The organism is Pectobacterium brasiliense, assembly GCF_016950255.1.
GTDB classification, from domain to species: Bacteria; Pseudomonadota; Gammaproteobacteria; order Enterobacterales; family Enterobacteriaceae; genus Pectobacterium; species Pectobacterium brasiliense.
Window position 1 is genome coordinate 960,926 of sequence record NZ_JACGFN010000001.1, and the last position, 17,990, is coordinate 978,915.

The window sequence follows — 17,990 nt, forward strand, 5'->3', positions numbered from 1 at the left end:
AATAGGCCGTTGCGTTCCCGTTGGGTTTACGCACAACGCCGTGAGAGATGCGCAGCATACCTGTCTGCTGTCGCATGATGATTTCGCTACTGCATGACTTTATGCAACAGGCTATGAACGCCATATCGCCGCGCAATGCCCAGTCAACGCGAAACTTCATAGGATAAAGTGCCGATGATAGGAGCGCCAGCGTTTAACACGGATATTTCGCGATTAAGGCGCTAAACGATCGATCTGCCAGCCTTCGTCCTGCCGCTGGTAGAAAAATCGATCGTGCAAGCGGTGTTCACCGCCCTGCCAAAACTCGACAGAATCGATAACAACGCGGAAGCCACCCCAGAAGCTCGGCAAAGGCACCTCGCCATTTTGGAATTTTTGCTTCAATTCCAAAAATTTGCTTTCCAGCACGCCACGCGCTGAAATCCGGCTGGACTGCTTAGAGACCCACGCGCCAATCTGGCTGTCTTTCGGGCGGCTGTGGAAATATTTCAGCACCTCAAGCGCCGGCAGCTTCTCTACGCGTCCCAGCACCATGACCTGCCGCTCCAGCATATGCCAAGGGAACAGCAGGCTGACACGTGGATTATTTTCCAGATGATGGGCTTTGCGGCTGCCCATATTGGTATAAAACACCATGCCTTTCTCATCATAGTGTTTCAGCAGAACGATACGCTGGTAAGGTTGCCCGTGCTCATCCACGGTCGCAACGGACATCGCGGTGGGATCGGCCAGTTTTGCGTCGCAGGCCTGCTTTAGCCAGCGTTCAAATAAATCCAGCGGGTTCGCGGGAAGATCGCTACGTCGAAGCCCGCCACGCGTGTATTCACGGCGGATGTCAGCAATATCGGCGGGTTGAATAAGAGGAGAACTGTCAGAAGGGAAGCGTTCCTGAGTCATAATATCCTGCTGTCGCAATGTCGGGCCAGAAGCGGGCGAAAATCCCATTTTGCTCCCGTACCCGAAAAATCGCAATCAGCAGCGACATCACCAGCGTGCGACGTCAGTTACATCGGTGCCAATACGCAGTCATCTACGATAACCCGTTCACCCCGTTGGATAAATGCACGATCGCCTTTGCTCCAGAATGTGTAGGTGTCATTACTGTATTTGACGCCAGAAGCAGACACCACTTGAGGGAGCGTGAGACGTTCACCGTCCAGCAGGAAACTCACCTGCGGAGTCGCTTCACCGCCCTGCTGTAACGTCACGGTTAGCGGCATTGTCCCGCATTGATAATGCAGCGTTTCCACCGTCTGTTTATGACCAAAATAGCTGCATCCGCTCAGCAGAATCAGCGCTGTCCCTGTCAGCAATCGTTTCATTCTTTTCTCCTGTCATTCTTGTCGATGGCGGCAACTGACGCTGCCGCTCATTTAAGTTTAACAAGAGGATAACGATGAACCTCTCGGCAAAATCTGATTAATCCGCGTTGCCCGGATAAATCGCGCCTAATACCGTTTCCTGGCTCGCTCCCGTGACAGACGGCAGATTGCCCGGTAGCCCTGATAGCGTGCGTGACGCCAGCCAGGCAAATGCCAGCGCTTCCATATCATCGCCGCTCACGCCGCACTCATCCGTCGTGCTGACTTCGATACCCGGCAGCAGTGCCGAAAGACGCGCCATAATGAGCGGATTACGCGCGCCACCGCCACAAACCAGCAAGCGTTCGCACCCACCGACCAACATCACCTGTTCAGCAATGCTCACCGCCGTTAACTCAACCAGCGTCGCCTGAACGTCCTGCGGCGCTATCGGCGGTAAGCCAGCCAGCATTCTTTCCAGCCAGCCCAGATTGAAATACTCACGCCCGGTGCTTTTGGGCGCTCGCAACGCAAAATAAGGATCGGTCAGCATCCGGCGTAGCAATAGCGGATTCACCTGACCACTCATCGCCCACGCGGCGTCTTTATCATACGGCTGCGCACAGTGCCGCCAGATCCAGGCATCCAACAGCATATTTCCGGGACCGGTGTCGTAGCCACGCACGGGCGCTCCCGGTACCAACAGCGACAGATTGGCGATGCCTCCGATGTTGAGCACGATACGTCGTTCGACAGGATGCAACAGCAACGCATGATGGAACGATGGCACCAGCGGAGCGCCCTGCCCGCCATACGCCAAATCACGGCGGCGAAAATCCCCTACGGTCGTGATGCCAGTCAAGGCGGCAACGCGGTTATTATCGCCGATCTGCAACGTGCAAGGCGCATCGCCCGTGGGTTCATGCCAGACCGTCTGCCCGTGGCAGCCAATCGCAGTAATATCCTGCGCTCCCAGCGCCGTCTCTTTAAGCAGCGTCAGCACCGCTTCGGCAAACAAGATGCCCAGACGCGTATCCAGCTGTCCCAGCGCCGACAGCGTCACCGCCTGCCCCTGACACATCCCCAGGATGGCCATTTTGATGTCCTGCGGTATCGGGTGACAGTAGCTGGCCTGCTGAGCAACCGTATGTTCGTCAATCGCGGCTAGCACAACATCCACACCATCAAGGCTGGTGCCGGACATTACGCCAATATATCTGCCTGATCTCATTATATAGCCTTTGCCCCTGTGAGATAAAAAGAGAACACCGATAACAACCGTTACGTTGAGAATAAAAGTAGCACGTTAACACGCTGAATTATTAAATTTTTTACGTTTTTGCCACACGGGTTAGGTTTTAACCAAATGTCGATTTTTGATAATATTTGCTACAAAAAAAGCCCTTTCTCGTACTATTTACTTCTCTGTTTATACGCAATTTAAGCGCACTATTATATTCTGAAAAAAAGAGTAAAAAGAGTGGCATGCTACACTGAGCCAGACCATAATTTATTGGTATAACACTGCGTCGGCCGAGGCTGAGCCAGCCCGACATATTCGCTATTAAGGAGTTTGTATTATGATGAAGCGTTTGCTTGTGGTTACCCTTGCCGGTATCACGCTGGCTGGTTGTGCTAATACCAGTACGCTTTCAGGTGATGTGTACAGCGCATCCGAAGCTAAACAGGTGCAGACCGTGACCTACGGTACGATTGTTTCTATGCGCCCGGTTCAAATTCAGGCGGGAGAAGACTCTAACGTGATCGGCGCGCTCGGCGGTGCTGTGTTGGGTGGTTTCCTGGGTAACACTATCGGTGGCGGTTCCGGCCGTAGCCTGGCGACAGCCGCTGGCGCAGTAGCCGGTGGTGTAGCGGGTCAAAGTGCTACGGGTGCGATGAACCGCACACAGGGCGTAGAATTGGAAATTCGTCGTGATGATGGCAGTACCATCATGGTGGTACAGAAACAAGGCGATACGAAATTCAGCGCAGGTCAACGCGTTGCTATGGCTAGCAATGGCCGCAGTATTACCGTTTCCCCACGGTAATGCTGTGTGACGATCGCCGTAGAAAGCGGCGATCGTCACAACGAATAATCAACTCCCGGAATAAATAACCAATAATCGATACCGGTAATATTGCCGGGATTTAATTCTCCCTCTGCGTAACCCAAATTTGGCTACGCTTGATTCTCATGTAATGCCAATATATTTTTCTCAAGACGCGAAACCAGCAGCGCTAATTCATCAACCTGCTCCGGCGTAATACCAAATAAGACTTCACTACGTGTATGGCTAATTACACCATTGACTGCTTGTATGATTGGCTCTGCTGATTCGGTCAGCATAATACGTTTTGCCCGACGATCGTGCGCGCAAACGTGGCGAGTGATTAACCCTTTTTCCTCAAGCTGATCCAGTGTTCGGACTAATGAGGGTTGCTCAATACCTATCGCTTTGGCAAGTTGAATCTGCGACTGCCCAGGGGGTAGATGGTATATGTTATGCAACGTGACCCAATGCGTCTGAGTCAGTTCAAGTGGTTTTAATCGATGATCGACCAGCGCACGCCATACGCGCACCAGACGGGCTAAATCAGATCCTAATGGCAATTCCATCACCCCTCCTTATTGTTAGCACGCTAAGTTATATCCCTGGATTGCAATCAACTCTGATTTATAAGAATAAAAAATGACTTTATTGTTGTAAAAATAGCTCCATATGAAATGGATTCTATCAAATAAAAGTCTTTTAAAAATGATCTCAGGCTTATTTTATTCAATCGAACGCTCCTGCGTTGCTTAAACAAAATTTCACGTAAATAGATCATCTAAGACAAAATAACTTAGAACAACGATGGCTGACGGGACTCTGCTGGTGTTTCGGACTTCTCTGAACGCTGTGAACGTTTCATTCTCTGCCGACACAAACGCAGCACATCCTGTTTCTGCGCATCACTCATTTGGCCCCAACTAAAGCGCTCATTACGACTGCGAAAGCAACCGCGACAATATCCGCCTTCATCCGCCTGACAAATACCACGGCATGGATTAGGGACAACAAAGAGTTCAAGTTGCTCTGGCACAACACCTCCTGCTACAACTCTATTTATTGAAGCCCTGTTCTTTACCGCTGGCAAGCCCAAACGGACAGTCACAATGAAAATAATTAGGTAACCATTGTAATAACTGACGATTTTTTTACACGCCAGGCAGCCTAAAATTGCCCCAACGCGCTATTTACCCCTCCTGATTGTACGTTTTAACACAAACCTCACTGTAGTGTCGCATTTTTAGCATCATCCCAACAGCTTGGACTCGGTAGCGCCACAACGCTATACTTCCCTCTTTGCTGCACTTTTTAACGAGGACACTATGCGCTTACTTCATACCATGCTGCGTGTTGGCGATTTACAACGTTCTATCGATTTCTATACCCAAATCCTGGGCATGCGCGTGTTGCGCACCAGTGAGAATACCGAATACAAATACACGTTGGCTTTCGTCGGTTATACCGAAGAGAGCGAAGGCGCAGTTATCGAACTGACCTACAACTGGGGCGTCGACAGCTATGATTTGGGCAACGCCTATGGCCATATCGCGCTGGGCGTTGACGATGTTGCCGCAACCTGTGAGCGTATCCGCAAAGCGGGTGGCAATGTAACGCGCGAAGCGGGCCCGGTCAAAGGCGGCACAACCGTGATCGCGTTCATCGAAGATCCAGACGGTTATAAAATCGAATTGATCGAAAACGCCCACGCCGGTAACGGTATCGGTCACTAATCCCCCGCATTCTACAGGTGCTGCATCGGCACCTGTTCTCCCCCTCTTCTGCTATCTCCGCCGTTTGAAACAGCAACGGGCATGCTGCATCTCCGGCCAAAATTTGCAATAATGCGCGCTGCGTTTTGCTAACAATTAAGAGAAAAATGGCTGATAAAAGTGATCTGAACGCCCTGAGCGGCCGTTTTCGTGGGTTTTACCCGGTAGTGATTGATGTTGAAACCGCCGGATTTAATGCGAAAACCGATGCCTTGCTGGAAGTTGCGGCGGTAACATTAAAAATGGATCAAGACGGTTGGTTACAGCCAGATGAAACGCTACATTTTCATGTCGAACCTTTTGAAGGCGCGATTCTGGAGCCCGCCGCACTAGCGTTTAACGGCATTGACCCCACCAACCCGCTGCGTGGCGCGGTGAGCGAATATGATGCGTTGCATGAAATTTTCAAAGTCGTGCGTAAAGGCATTAAAGATCAGGGCTGCAACCGCGCGATTATTGTGGCGCATAATGCCACATTCGATCATAGCTTTATGGCCGCGGCAGCCGAGCGCTGTAGCCTGAAACGTAATCCCTTCCACCCTTTTGCCACTTTCGATACTGCAGCACTTAGCGGGCTGGTGTTAGGCCAAACGGTCCTTGCTAAAGCTTGTATTACCGCCGGTATTGCGTTTGATTCCAGTCAGGCGCACTCCGCGCTGTATGACACCAACCAGACGGCACTGCTATTCTGTGAGTTGGTTAACCGCTGGAAACGTCTGGGCGGATGGCCGATTGCACTGGAAGAAAATTCGCTGGAAGGCGCGTCAACCGAAGACTGAAAAGGCTGAGATCAAAAAACGGGTGCCATAAAGGCACCCGTTGGAAGGATTTACGCTCTCAGCGTAACAACAGTTGATATCGTCATTACGCCAGACGAAAACATTACTCTTGATCGGCCTGCTGCGCTTTGTATTTGTCTGCCGTTTCTTTGATCAGTGGTTGCAGTTCACCGCGCTGAAACATTTCAACCACGATATCACAACCGCCAATCAGCTCACCGTCAACCCACAGCTGTGGGAATGTCGGCCAGTTCGCGTATTTAGGCAGCTCAGCACGAATGTCTGGGTTCTGCAAAATATCAACATACGCAAAACGTTCGCCACAGGCAGACAACGCCTGAACAGTCTGTGCGGAAAAGCCGCAGCTTGGCAATTTCGGGGAGCCTTTCATGTACAGCAGAATCGGGTTTTCAGCAATTTGGCGCTGAATTTTTTCAATTGTCGGTGTCGTCATCTTCTTGCTTCCTTAATTCTATAGGATGGCTAACGTCCAAAACGCTAGCCATGAGCCGCCGTCAGAGATGCTACGACAGCGACATTGACTCAGTGATATTGTACCGATGCCACTAGCCACAAAAAAACGCCATTTTTTGTAGGGTTATTTTTTCCTGAACGCATTCATCATTGATGAAATCAACGCCAGAAAACGCTGATAAATCAATCGAAAAAATAACTATTAACGTTTTTTCACTATTCTGTATGAATAAAGCGACCGTGCCCACTTTTTTATGACGCCGTTTTCAGGAATACTGTGCGGATTGAGCGAGTTAAGGATTATGTTCGGTCACTGTTATTATGCGCTTATTTATTACCCTTTTTATATTATTTTTCAGTAATCTATCCCTGAACGTGGTTCAGGCTGCGCCGCATACCCCGCATTCTGCGCCGAAGAAAAGCGCCGTGGTAGAAACGAATAAGAAAAACCGCCAAACAAAGGGTAATGCTAAATCACCGACGCCGATCAAAAGCAAAAAACCAGAACCTACCGCAGTCAGCAATAAAACCAAATCCCGCACCGCGAGCAAAGTGACAGAAAAAAAACCGTCACGGACGCAAAGCAGCACGCCAGCGCTAGTGAAAAAAAATCTTAAAAAGCTGAAGCCTGAAGAAGAGAAACAAACTACCGCACAAGCCAGAGTCAAAACCGGACTGAAGAAGACCGCACTCAAGGGGAAAGCGGATAAAAATCCAGCGCCGACAGAAAAAGGAATGGCGCTAAGCGCAGCGCATAAAAAACGCTATCAGCATGCCAAAACAACCGCAATGAATAAGTTGATGAGCCAGATAGGCAAGCCTTACCACTGGGGCGGTTCGTCTCCTTTTACCGGGTTCGACTGTAGCGGGCTGGTCTATTACGCCTACAAAGATGTCGTTAAGATCCAAATTCCACGTACCGCAAACGAAATGTATCACCTCCGTGACGCCGCTCCGATTAAAAAGAGCGAGCTGGAAAGTGGCGATCTGGTCTTCTTCCGCATCAATAATCGTGGCGCAGCCGATCACGTCGGGGTTTATCTGGGGGAAGGGAAATTTATTCAGTCGCCGCGTACAGGCTCAGATATTCGTATCAGCAAGCTGAGTGAAGATTATTGGCAGGAACACTACGTTGGCGCACGTCGCGTGGTGACGCCGCAGACGATTCGTTAAGTGACAGGTTGTAAAAGCGCTGTGAAGAAAAGCGATTCAGACACGTTTTATGTAACATCAACGTGTCTGAATACCTAACCCGCCCAGAGGCACCGTTCGGTTAGTTCAGCACCGCAATAAAACTAAATGCGATGATCACAGCCAGCGAGCCAACAGTTGTCAGTAAAGACATCTTCAGATCTGTATCCATGAATTACTCCTTATTAACGAACGAATTTTATCTGAAAGCTTCATCTGAAAAGACACCACCATTCACAGCCAAACCCGTTTAGGTAGTAAAAGCCACAAATAATAGGGTTATTACGATTCTTTCATAATTGTAGCGAAAAATCTCGGACGAATGCATCACTAATAGTATAAATTAGCCCTTTCACTTTCATGATAAATCGGACACAATCCGCTGTTTATGAAAGCGCTGCGTATCAGTCGAAAAACGTCAACCCAGATCCCTTCGGTATAACATTCGGCATTCTCCTTCTGAAATCCTGTTTTTTAGCTTAGAAGAAGAACATTAAACGTAGGCAAACGATTAACAATATACTTACGTCTGTAACAGGTAAGTTCAGGAGTCATTTTTAGATGGCAACGATTAAAGATGTGGCAAAACGTGCTGGCGTTTCCACCACAACCGTATCGCACGTGATCAATAAAACACGTTTCGTCGCCGAAGAGACTAAGGCAGCCGTCAGGGCGGCAATCAAAGAATTGCACTATTCGCCCAGCGCCGTCGCGCGCAGCCTCAAAGTTAATCACACTAAATCTATCGGTTTGCTGGCCACGTCCAGCGAAGCCCCCTATTTCGCCGAGATCATTGAGGCCGTAGAAAACAGCTGCTATGCCAAAGGCTATACGCTGGTGCTGTGTAATTCGCATAACGACATTGGTAAACAGCGCGCCTATCTTTCCATGCTGGCGCAAAAACGCGTCGATGGCCTGTTGGTAATGTGCGCTGAATACCCACCAGAGCTGCTGTCGATGTTGGAAGATTATCGCAGCATTCCGATGGTCGTTATGGACTGGGGACAGATGCACAGCGATTTTACCGATACCATTATCGATAACGCCTTTGAAGGCGGTTATATGGCAGGTCGCTACCTGATTGAACGCGGCCATCGGGATATCGGTGCCATCCCCGGCACTCAAGAACGCAACACTGGCAGCGGACGCTACCTCGGCTTTTTGAAAGCGCTGAAGGAAGCTGACATCACCGTACGCGACGAATGGGTGGTTCGAGGCGATTTCGAACCGGAATCCGGCTATAAAGCTATGCATCAGATCCTCGCACAGAAACAGCGGCCAACGGCCGTATTCTGCGGTGGCGATATCATGGCGATGGGTGCTATTTGTGCGGCTGACGAACTGGGTCTGCGCGTGCCGCAGGATATTTCGGTGATCGGTTATGACAACGTGCGCCACGCGCGTTTCTTTACGCCAGCACTGACCACCATCCACCAGCCAAAAGAGCGTCTGGGCCAGTCAGCTTTCGCAATGCTGCTGGATCGCATTACCAGTAAGCGGGAAGATGCACACGTCATTGAAGTGCACCCGACGTTGATTGAACGCCGCTCGGTTGCAGACGGCCCCTATCTCGACTATCGCCGCTAGCCGCAGCCATTCTATACAGACGATTTTCTTATTCCTGCTGCTTCCCCTCTCTGCTTCAGCCAATTCTCTTGTATGCTGGCTGAAGCAGCTCTAAACTGAACACCGCGTTTCACTTTCGCTAATAAAACCCAAAATGGCGATAACAAAGACAGTTAGGTACTAACGCAGTTAGAGACGTATTTTTCTTACAAAGGGAGTGCGTTCGTCCTCTGCTTATTTGCAGATTTCTTCTTTATTTTCTCTGGTGACAGTCGATACATCGGCTGTGGTAAGTGCTGTCTGGGTATGTTTTTCCATACTTTCACACGTGAAAATTTAAGGAGACATGATGGGTACACCCTATGTAAAAAACCGGCATAACCATACCTCCCCCTGGTTTAGCATTATGCAGGAAATACTGGCTACAGCAGATGTCACCATTAACGGTACCCGCCCTTCTGACATCCACGTGACCAACCCCAACTTTTTTAAACGCGTCTTGCAGGAAGGTTCGCTGGGATTAGGTGAAAGCTATATGGACGGGTGGTGGGAGTGCGAGCGACTGGATATGTTTTTCCATCGCGTTATCCGCGCAGGGCTAGAGAATGCATTACCTCGCCGTCTGCACGACCTGACGCGGGTCGCCCTCTCTCGCGTTACGAATTTACAATCCCGTCGACGTGCTCGCGCTGTCGGTAAAGCGCACTACGATTTAGGTAATGACCTCTTTATGCTGATGCTGGATCCTTACATGCAATATTCCTGTGCCTATTGGAAGCAAGCACAAACGCTGGAACAGGCGCAGGAAGCTAAACTGGCCATGATCTGCGAAAAGCTTCAGCTAAAATCAGGAATGACATTACTGGATATTGGCTGCGGCTGGGGTGGGCTTGCTGAGTTCGCCGCGCGTCGCTACGGCGTTTCCGTTTACGGCATCACCATCTCCAGAGAACAGCAGAGGCTGGCACAGCAGCGCTGTCACGATCTGGACGTCACCATTGCACTACAAGACTACCGAGATTTGAACCAGCCATTTGATCGGATCGTTTCTATTGGGATGTTTGAACACGTCGGCCCGCGTAACTATGGCACTTACTTTCGTATGGCTAAACGTTGTCTTAAGCCCGATGGACTGTTCTTGCTGCATACTATAGGAGCCAATAAGACCAACCCGCACATTGATCCCTGGATTCATAAATACATCTTCCCCAATGGCTGTATTCCTTCCATACAGCATATCGCGCAGGCGAGTGAACCTTACATGGTGATGGAAGACTGGCATAATTTCGGCTCCGATTACGATCGCACATTAATGGCGTGGCAAGCACGCTTTCAGCAAAGCTGGCCACAGCTTTCCACGCGCTACTCCGCCCGCTTTCGCAGGATGTTCAGCTACTATCTTAACGCTTGCGCGGGGACATTCAGAGCAAGGGATCTTCAGCTCTGGCAGATCGTATTCAGCATCAATGGGATTGAGGGAGGACTACGTATTTCACGTTGATAGAAAAGAGAGCCGGACGATATTACTCGTCCGGTTTATAAGAATAGGCAACGTAGGAATTACTCTTCCTTGCCGAGCTCGCTCGCCTGCTTGCTAGCCAACACGCGCTCGACCGTATCGACCACGGCCTGTGTCTGCGGGTCGATTTCGATATTAATGCGATTGCCCAGACGTTTCTGCCCCAGAGTGGTACGGTTCAGCGTTTCTGGAATTAAATGCACGCAGAAACGTCCACGGGTCACTTCTCCTACCGTCAGGCTGATACCGTCAATCCCAACAAAGCCTTTATGCAGCACGTATTTCATCAGCGCTTCATCCGCAAGGCGGAACCAGATCTGATGGTTATTCTCTGAAACCTGAATCTTCACCACTTCGGCAGTACACATGATGTGACCTGACATAACGTGCCCACCGATCTCATCACCGAATTTCGCAGCTCGCTCAATATTGACGACATCACCTTCATGAATATCGCCCAGATTCGTTAACCGCAGCGTTTCCTTCATGAGATCAAAACTGACACGATCGCCGTCAATGGCAGTTACCGTCAGGCAGCAGCCATTGTGTGCCACCGATGCACCGGGCACGAGCCCTGGCAGCAACTCGGGCGGGAGCTGGACAATGTGCGTGCGAAAGTTGGATTTTTCTTCAATTGACACCACCGGCGCGGTGCCCTGAACAATACCGGTAAACATGCAGTTTGCCTCTTAAAAACAAAGAAATGACGTTGTGCAGTGTGCCCGATATTCCGCGGAAAACCAAACCGGAATACGGTACGCCAGACGCTATCGAAACCGTTGCGTAACAAAAAGAATATATTCTCTTTCAAGCTGGTTTACTTTTATTAAGTCGTTACAATAACGTTCTCGTTTTATTCTTGACGTTTTTCATATCCAAATTATTCATCCCGCTAGCAAAATTAAGTCATTCAAGGAAGGTATCCGTGCAACAGTATCTGACAGAAGCGCGTAAATTATCGGTGCTTGCTGTTCCTGTCATTATTGCGCAAGTGTCCCAAACGTCGATGGGTGTGGTTGACACCATCATGGCCGGTGCTTATAGCGCCACCGATATGGCCGCCGTCGCCGTGGGAACCTCTATCTGGCTACCCGCCATTCTTTTTGGTCATGGCCTGCTGTTAGCGCTGACGCCCGTTGTCGCACAGCTCAACGGTTCTGGCCGACGCGATCGCATCTCTCATCAGGTGCGACAGTCCTTTTTCCTCGCTGCCATTATTTCTGTGCTTACGATGCTGGTGCTGTATCAGGGGGAATACGCCATTAACCTGATGAGCGACGGTTCGCCGGAGCTGGCAGCGAAAGCCATCGGCTATTTGCATGCGCTGCTGTGGGGCGTTCCCGGCTATCTGTTCTATCAGGTTTTACGCTGCCAGTGTGAAGGGCTATCCAAAACCTACCCCGGCATGATGATTGGATTCATCGGGCTGTTGATCAACATCCCGATCAACTACATCTTTATCCACGGTAAATTTGGCATGCCCGAACTGGGCGGCGTCGGCTGCGGCGTGGCTACCGCCTCGGTTTACTGGATCATGATGCTCTTGATGATGCTTTATACCCGACGCGCTTCCTGGCTACGCGATATCCGCCTGCACCGTCCCGCCTTCCGCCCGGACGTTGCCGTGCTGAAGCGCCTCTTTGGCCTCGGTTTACCTATCGCGCTGGCACTGCTTTTTGAAGTGACACTGTTTGCCGTGGTGGCGCTGTTGGTGTTGCCGCTGGGCGTCGTCGATGTGGCGGGTCACCAGATTGCCCTGAACTTCAGCTCGCTGATGTTCGTTCTTCCGCTCTCGGTCGGTGTCGCCACGACCATTCGCGTCGGGCATCGCTTAGGAGAAGGCTCGGTTGAGAACGCCCGCATTGCCGCGCACACCGGTATCATGGCGGGTGTGGCCTTAGCCTGCTGCACAGCCATTTTCACCACGCTACTGCGTGAACCTATCGCCCTGCTCTACAATCAGGATCCGCTGGTTGTGGCGATGGCTTCTCAGCTCATGTTGCTGGCCGCCGTTTATCAAATTTCCGATGCCGTTCAGGTGATCGGCACTGGCGTTTTGCGCGGCTATAAAGATACCCGTTCAATTTTCTATATTACCTTTGTCGCCTATTGGGTATTAGGATTACCGAGCGGTTACCTGCTGGCGTTGACGGATAGCATCGTACCGCGCATGGGGCCTGCGGGCTTCTGGTGTGGATTTATCATTGGCCTGACGGCAGCGGCCGTGATGATGGTGACGCGGATTCGTTTTCTCCAGCGCCAACCCGCCGCACGGATTTTAGCGCGCGCCGCTCGCTAGATAACGTTTCATCCAGTTTACGTCGAAAAAAACGACAGAATGGATACAACCCCAGCAATCGCACTGGCAAGAGCACAAAATTGCATTTTTCCTCTTGCCAGTTTTCCGCTCGCTCGCTACTATTCGCCTCGCTGTCAGGCAGGCAGTTCGGTATCTCAATGCGTTCATAGCTCAGTTGGTTAGAGCACCACCTTGACATGGTGGGGGTCGTTGGTTCGAGTCCAATTGAACGCACCATTCCTTGTTTTTCCTCCTTCGTTCCTTTTAAGCTACCGTTCATTTTTCACTATTTCATGAAATAAACGCGCTGATTCTCATTCGTTTATGTTCTCTACTTCGCCCATTAAGTAACTAAATTAACTATTAAGTAACTAATTTAACACCCATTTTGCACTTCTTCGTTTCATCTGACCCGATTCAGCTAAAACTATTTAATAACCACCCATTATATAAGTGTATATAGCACCACGTTGGTATCCCTTTTTTACCTCTTAAAATCAGGATGTCAGGACACCGCTATGCACGATTATTTATATTTTTTGCTGGGTAGCTTCCCACTGTTGGTCATGATTGTTCTTATCCTAAAAGTAAAAACGCCTATTCATCACGCGGTACTGATTACGCTGGCGCTCACCGTGATTATCACTGCGATATTCTGGCACACGCCGCTGAAAACGCTGGGGTTAGCAGCAAGCTATGGCGCGCTGAAAGGACTATGGCCCATTATTATCGTTATTCTGGGGGCAATATACAGTTATAACCTGATGCAAAAGACACGCAGTATGGATGTACTACGCGATGTCCTCGCCAGTGTCAGTGATGATAAACGTATTCAGGTATTGCTGATTTCATGGTGCTTTGGGGGCTTTCTCGAAGCCGCAGCGGGTTATGGCACCGCGGTTGCGATCCCCATCGGCATCCTTATTGCACTCGGCTTTAACCCGATGAAAGCGGCCATCGCATCACTGGTCGCCAATACCGTCCCTACCGCTTTCGGTGCTGTCGGCATCCCGGTTTCTATTTTAGCGGAACAGGTCCACCTTCCCGTCACCACATTAAGTGCCACTGTTGTGCTACAACTGGCGTTGTTCAACATCCTCCTGCCCTTTGTCATTGTGGCAATCATCGGTGGCGGCATTAAAGCGATTCGCGGCGTGTTCGCTATTACGCTGGTGTGCGGCGTGACCACGCTGGTGCCGCAGTACATTGTGGCGGTCCACCTCGGTGCCGAACTGCCCGCTTTCGCAGGCAGTTTAGTCAGCCTGATTGCTGTCACGTTAATGGCGAAATACCGCAAGAAAGAAACCGAAGCGGCCTACCTCATCGACAGCGCTCAGCGTGCGTCCTTATCAGGCTATTCTGCCGGCCAGTTACTACGCGCTTGTGCGATTTATATCCTGATTTTTAGCTTTATCCTGCTTTGCTCTCCGCTGTTCCCCGCGATCAAAAGCACCGTCTCTCAGGTGGCCTCCATCATCCCCTTCCACCTGACGGATACACAGGTGCTGAAATTGAAGATCGACTGGATTGCTACTCCCGGCGTTCTGATCATCATCGCCAGTCTGCTAGGCGGTTTTATACAGGGAGCGAATCTGGGAACCATGCTGAATGTCTTTTTTAGCACGGTAATACAGCTCAGGAATTCGATTATCGCGATTACCGCTATCGTCGCCATGGCGACGGTGATGGATGTCAGCGGGCTGATCGCCACGCTGGCACAAACGATGGTAGACGTAACCGGAGGAGGCTATCTGTTTATCGCCCCTGTGATTGGCGCGTTAGGCACCTTTGTCACCGGCAGCGACACCAATTCCAACGTGCTATTTGGCAAGTTGCAAACGATGGCAGCGGAAAAGCTGCATGTCGATCCCGTCTGGCTGGCTGCGGCGAATACCGCCGGTGCCACTGGCGGCAAAATGATATCGCCACAAAGTATCGCCATTGCGGTATCAGCAACGCGCATGGAAGGGCAAGGCAGCGCGATTATGTCAGGCACGCTGAGATATTGCGGTATCTACATCATCATTCTTGGGCTCAAGGTCGGCCTGGTTTACTACCTGTTTATGGCCTGATGTCACTATAAAAAAATCCATCTACATTAAGTAATGGGAGTCTGTCGTGAATGTTAATTTTTTTGTTACCTGTATTGGTGACGCCCTGAAATCCCGTATGGCCCGTGATTCTGTACTGCTACTGGAGCAGTTGGGTTGCACCGTGCATTTTCCCGAAAAACAGTCATGCTGCGGGCAACCCGCCATCAACGGCGGTTATATCAACAGCGCTATTCCGGGTATGAAAAGCGTGATTGCCGCTCTGGAAGATAATGACGACCCGATCATTTCTCCCGCCGGTTCGTGTATGAACGCCATCCGTCACTATCCTGAGTATCTGGTCGGTGAACCCGAATGGGTGCTCCGTGCCGAACGCGTCGCCGAGCGGATGAAAGATCTCACCTCATTCATCGTCAATACGCTTGGCGTGACGGACGTCGGCGCACGTCTGCCAGGCACCGCTGTTTATCATCCTTCCTGTAGCCTGTTTCGCAAGCTGAGTGTGCGCGAAGAACCTGTCACGTTGCTCAACCACGTTCAGGATCTGCATTTGCTGCCGTTTAAAGCAGAAGAGACCTGTTGCGGTTTCGGTGGCACTTTTTCGGTGAAAATGGCAGAAATTTCCGGCGAAATGGTCAAAGAGAAAGTCAGCCATATAATGGATGTCAAACCCGACTACCTGATTGGTGCCGATGTCAGTTGCCTGCTTAATATTGGTGGTCGGATACAGCGTGAAGGGCATCCGGTCAAGGTGATGCACATTGCCGAAGTCCTGATGAGTCGCTAAGGAGAGAATATGAGCCTGAAAACCAGCGATGTTAAATTCAAGGATCGTATTCAAACTCAGATTCACGATCCCATCATGCGTAAGGCCGTTGCTAACGCGCAGGAACGTATCGGCGCGAATCGTCAAAAAATGGTCGATGAGTTAGGCCATTGGGAAGCGTGGCGCGATCACGCCGCCCAGATCCGCGAACATGTGCTTAATAATCTCGATGCTTATCTTTATCAGCTTTCAGAAAAAGTGACAGCCAACGGTGGGCACATCTATTTCGCCAAAACCAAAGAGGATGCCACCCGCTATATCCTTCAGGTTGCCCAGGCTAACCATGCCAAAAAAGTCGTCAAAGCGAAATCAATGGTCACCGAAGAAATTGGCATGAATCACGTCTTGCAGCAGGCAGGGATTGAGGTGATCGAAACCGATTTAGGCGAATATATTTTGCAACTGGATCAAGATCCACCTTCGCATGTCGTCGTTCCCGCCATTCATAAAGATCGCTATCAGATTCGTAAGGTGCTGCACGAAAAACTAGGCTATGACGGGCCGGAAACACCAGAAGCCATGACGCTGTTCATTCGCCAGAAGATACGTGAGGATTTTCTCAGCGCGGAAATCGGCATCACCGGCTGTAATTTCGCCGTGGCGGAAACCGGTTCGGTGTGTCTGGTCACTAATGAAGGTAATGCGCGAATGTGCACTACACTGCCAAAAACGCATATTGCGGTGATGGGCATGGAGCGCATTGCACCGACCTTTGAAGAAGTGGACGTCTTGATCACCATGCTGGCGCGTAGTGCCGTCGGCGCGCGCCTAACGGGTTACAACACCTGGCTGACCGGGCCACGGGAAGCAGGACACGTTGATGGGCCGCAGGAATTTCATCTGGTGATCGTCGATAACGGGCGATCGCAAATTCTCGGCTCCGCCTTCCGCGACATTCTGCGCTGTATCCGCTGTGGTGCCTGTATCAACACCTGCCCGGCCTATCGTCACATTGGTGGACACGGCTACGGTTCCATTTATCCTGGCCCGATTGGCGCCGTTATTTCTCCCCTGCTGGGTGGCTATCAGGATTTCAAGGAACTGCCCTACGCCTGCTCGCTCTGTACCGCCTGCGACACCGTGTGCCCCGTCCGCATTCCTTTATCGTCATTGATTCTCAAACATCGGCGCGTCATGGCGGAAAATGGCATAACACCGAAAGCCGAACAGCGTGTGACGAAGCTATTCAGCTACGTCAACAGCCATCCGACAATCTGGAAAGTCGGGATGATCGCCGGAGCCCATGCCGCAGGCTGGTTTATTAAAAACGGTAAAACGCCTATTGAGATAGGAGCGATCGGCGAATGGACGGAAGCGCGGGATCTGCCAGAGGCAGACGGCGAAAGTTTCCGCAGCTGGTTTAAAAAACATCAGGCGAGAGGAAAAAAATAATGGAAAACCGAGATAGCTTTCTGGCTGATATTGCCCGCCAGCTTGGACGCGAAGTGCGCCTCAGCCCCATGCCGCTACCAAGACCAGCCAGCCACCATGCCCAAACTCGCTTAGTCGACCTGACCGCACAGCAGCGTTGTGATGCGTTTATCGATGTCGCGACTAACGTCATGCTGGCGCACTGCGAAGTCGTCCTCGAAGCAGATGCGGCGCAGGCCGCGCAGCGCTTGTGCGATAAATACGGCCATACGCCAGTGATCATCAGCGATGACCCGCGTTTAGAGGCATTAGGGATCACCGCATGCTTGCAGCGAGACTGCCAGGCCACAGTATGGGATCCTCGCAAGGGAGAAGAAAACCTGCGGCTGGCGGAGCAGGCCAAAGTCGGTGTGGTTTACGCGGAATATGGCCTGACCGAATCAGGCGGTGTGGTGCTATTTTCCGCACCAGAGCGAGGACGCGCCGTTAGCCTGCTGCCGGAATCTTCTCTCTTTGTCCTGCGCAAGAGCACCCTGTTGCCACGCGTTGCGCAGTTGGCGCAACACCTGCATCACATGGCGCAACACGGTGAACGTATGCCATCGTGCATTAATATTATTGGCGGCCCAAGCTCTACTGCGGATATTGAACTCATCAAGGTTGTCGGCGTTCACGGGCCGATTAATGCCGCTTATCTGATCGTTGAGGACTGTTGAATTGTTGGGCAGGTGGCCTCGCTTCGCCACCTGCCTGGCTCATAGACAAGGCGTACTCACCGTGGCACGGAGAATTC

19 protein-coding genes and 1 tRNA gene are annotated in these 17,990 nt (G+C 50.9%); 12 read left to right on the forward strand and 8 right to left on the reverse strand.

What is annotated here, in order from left to right; translation table 11 throughout:
* Positions 1–213 precede the first annotated feature (213 nt).
* The 3 genes from pdxH to anmK form a co-directional block, all read right to left on the reverse strand.
* Entirely contained in the window at positions 214–897 is a 684-nt protein-coding gene (gene pdxH, locus H4F65_RS04235) for a pyridoxamine 5'-phosphate oxidase (RefSeq protein ID WP_039315824.1), read from the reverse strand.
* Positions 898–1,004: 107 nt separating this feature from the next.
* Positions 1,005–1,322 carry an MliC family protein gene (locus tag H4F65_RS04240; protein ID WP_010276620.1) on the reverse strand — a complete coding sequence of 106 codons (318 nt, stop codon included), beginning with the start codon at positions 1,320–1,322 and terminating at the stop codon, positions 1,005–1,007.
* Between the two features lie 97 nt (positions 1,323–1,419).
* Positions 1,420–2,532 carry an anhydro-N-acetylmuramic acid kinase gene (anmK, locus tag H4F65_RS04245; RefSeq protein WP_010276618.1) on the reverse strand — a complete coding sequence of 371 codons (1,113 nt, stop codon included), beginning with the start codon at positions 2,530–2,532 and terminating at the stop codon, positions 1,420–1,422.
* A gap of 349 nt (positions 2,533–2,881) precedes the next feature.
* On the opposite strand from anmK, the gene H4F65_RS04250 reads away from it, so the two are divergent.
* Positions 2,882–3,349 (forward strand): outer membrane lipoprotein, encoded by a 468-nt coding sequence (locus H4F65_RS04250; RefSeq protein ID WP_010276614.1) that lies wholly within the window; start codon positions 2,882–2,884, stop codon positions 3,347–3,349.
* 131 nt (positions 3,350–3,480) lie between these two features.
* Here H4F65_RS04250 and slyA read toward each other — a convergent pair whose 3' ends face one another.
* A complete protein-coding gene (gene slyA, locus H4F65_RS04255) occupies positions 3,481–3,918 on the reverse strand; it encodes a transcriptional regulator SlyA (protein WP_010276609.1) in 438 nt (145 codons plus the stop codon).
* Positions 3,919–4,145: 227 nt separating this feature from the next.
* On the reverse strand, positions 4,146–4,385 hold the full coding sequence (locus H4F65_RS04260) for a DUF1289 domain-containing protein (RefSeq protein ID WP_010276604.1): 240 nt from the start codon (positions 4,383–4,385) through the stop codon (positions 4,146–4,148).
* 289 nt (positions 4,386–4,674) lie between these two features.
* On the opposite strand from H4F65_RS04260, the gene gloA reads away from it, so the two are divergent.
* The gene (gene gloA / locus H4F65_RS04265; RefSeq protein ID WP_010276601.1) at positions 4,675–5,082 is read left to right on the forward strand and encodes a lactoylglutathione lyase; all 408 of its coding nucleotides are present in this window, start codon (positions 4,675–4,677) and stop codon (positions 5,080–5,082) included.
* A 146-nt stretch (positions 5,083–5,228) separates the two neighbouring features.
* A complete protein-coding gene (gene rnt / locus H4F65_RS04270) occupies positions 5,229–5,900 on the forward strand; it encodes a ribonuclease T (RefSeq protein WP_010276594.1) in 672 nt (223 codons plus the stop codon).
* 103 nt (positions 5,901–6,003) lie between these two features.
* On the opposite strand, the gene H4F65_RS04275 is transcribed toward rnt, so the two are convergent.
* Complete coding sequence (locus H4F65_RS04275; RefSeq protein WP_010276591.1) at positions 6,004–6,354, reverse strand: Grx4 family monothiol glutaredoxin; 351 nt, start codon at positions 6,352–6,354, stop codon at positions 6,004–6,006.
* Positions 6,355–6,695: 341 nt separating this feature from the next.
* On the opposite strand from H4F65_RS04275, the gene H4F65_RS04280 reads away from it, so the two are divergent.
* Positions 6,696–7,547 carry a C40 family peptidase gene (locus tag H4F65_RS04280; RefSeq protein ID WP_010276589.1) on the forward strand — a complete coding sequence of 284 codons (852 nt, stop codon included), beginning with the start codon at positions 6,696–6,698 and terminating at the stop codon, positions 7,545–7,547.
* Positions 7,548–7,647: 100 nt separating this feature from the next.
* On the opposite strand, the gene cydH is transcribed toward H4F65_RS04280, so the two are convergent.
* The gene (gene cydH, locus H4F65_RS04285) at positions 7,648–7,737 is read right to left on the reverse strand and encodes a cytochrome bd-I oxidase subunit CydH (protein WP_014915740.1); all 90 of its coding nucleotides are present in this window, start codon (positions 7,735–7,737) and stop codon (positions 7,648–7,650) included.
* Positions 7,738–8,126: 389 nt separating this feature from the next.
* Here cydH and purR point away from each other — a divergent pair, with 389 nt between their 5' ends.
* Both purR and cfa read left to right on the forward strand, forming a co-directional pair.
* Positions 8,127–9,152, forward strand: a complete 1,026-nt coding sequence (purR, locus tag H4F65_RS04290) for an HTH-type transcriptional repressor PurR (RefSeq protein ID WP_010276588.1) — start codon at positions 8,127–8,129, stop codon at positions 9,150–9,152.
* 328 nt (positions 9,153–9,480) lie between these two features.
* Positions 9,481–10,632 carry a cyclopropane fatty acyl phospholipid synthase gene (cfa, locus tag H4F65_RS04295; RefSeq protein ID WP_010276585.1) on the forward strand — a complete coding sequence of 384 codons (1,152 nt, stop codon included), beginning with the start codon at positions 9,481–9,483 and terminating at the stop codon, positions 10,630–10,632.
* Positions 10,633–10,691: 59 nt separating this feature from the next.
* Here the strand turns inward: cfa and H4F65_RS04300 are convergent, their stop codons facing one another.
* Entirely contained in the window at positions 10,692–11,327 is a 636-nt protein-coding gene (locus H4F65_RS04300) for a riboflavin synthase (protein WP_010276583.1), read from the reverse strand.
* 248 nt (positions 11,328–11,575) lie between these two features.
* On the opposite strand from H4F65_RS04300, the gene H4F65_RS04305 reads away from it, so the two are divergent.
* The 6 genes from H4F65_RS04305 (at position 11,576) to H4F65_RS04330 (ending at position 17,913) form a co-directional block, all read left to right on the forward strand.
* Positions 11,576–12,949: an MATE family efflux transporter gene (locus H4F65_RS04305; protein ID WP_010276581.1), complete on the forward strand. Its 1,374-nt coding sequence runs from the start codon at positions 11,576–11,578 to the stop codon at positions 12,947–12,949.
* A gap of 160 nt (positions 12,950–13,109) precedes the next feature.
* Positions 13,110–13,186: transfer RNA gene (locus H4F65_RS04310), tRNA-Val, on the forward strand.
* A 281-nt stretch (positions 13,187–13,467) separates the two neighbouring features.
* On the forward strand, positions 13,468–15,021 hold the full coding sequence (locus H4F65_RS04315; RefSeq protein ID WP_010276578.1) for an L-lactate permease: 1,554 nt from the start codon (positions 13,468–13,470) through the stop codon (positions 15,019–15,021).
* A gap of 46 nt (positions 15,022–15,067) precedes the next feature.
* A complete protein-coding gene (locus H4F65_RS04320; RefSeq protein ID WP_010276574.1) occupies positions 15,068–15,787 on the forward strand; it encodes a (Fe-S)-binding protein in 720 nt (239 codons plus the stop codon).
* A gap of 9 nt (positions 15,788–15,796) precedes the next feature.
* Positions 15,797–17,218: a LutB/LldF family L-lactate oxidation iron-sulfur protein gene (locus H4F65_RS04325; protein WP_039319809.1), complete on the forward strand. Its 1,422-nt coding sequence runs from the start codon at positions 15,797–15,799 to the stop codon at positions 17,216–17,218.
* Positions 17,218–17,913 (forward strand): LutC/YkgG family protein, encoded by a 696-nt coding sequence (locus tag H4F65_RS04330; protein ID WP_010276568.1) that lies wholly within the window; start codon positions 17,218–17,220, stop codon positions 17,911–17,913. The genes H4F65_RS04325 and H4F65_RS04330 overlap by 1 nt, the downstream gene beginning before the upstream one ends.
* Positions 17,914–17,990: the final 77 nt, after the last annotated feature.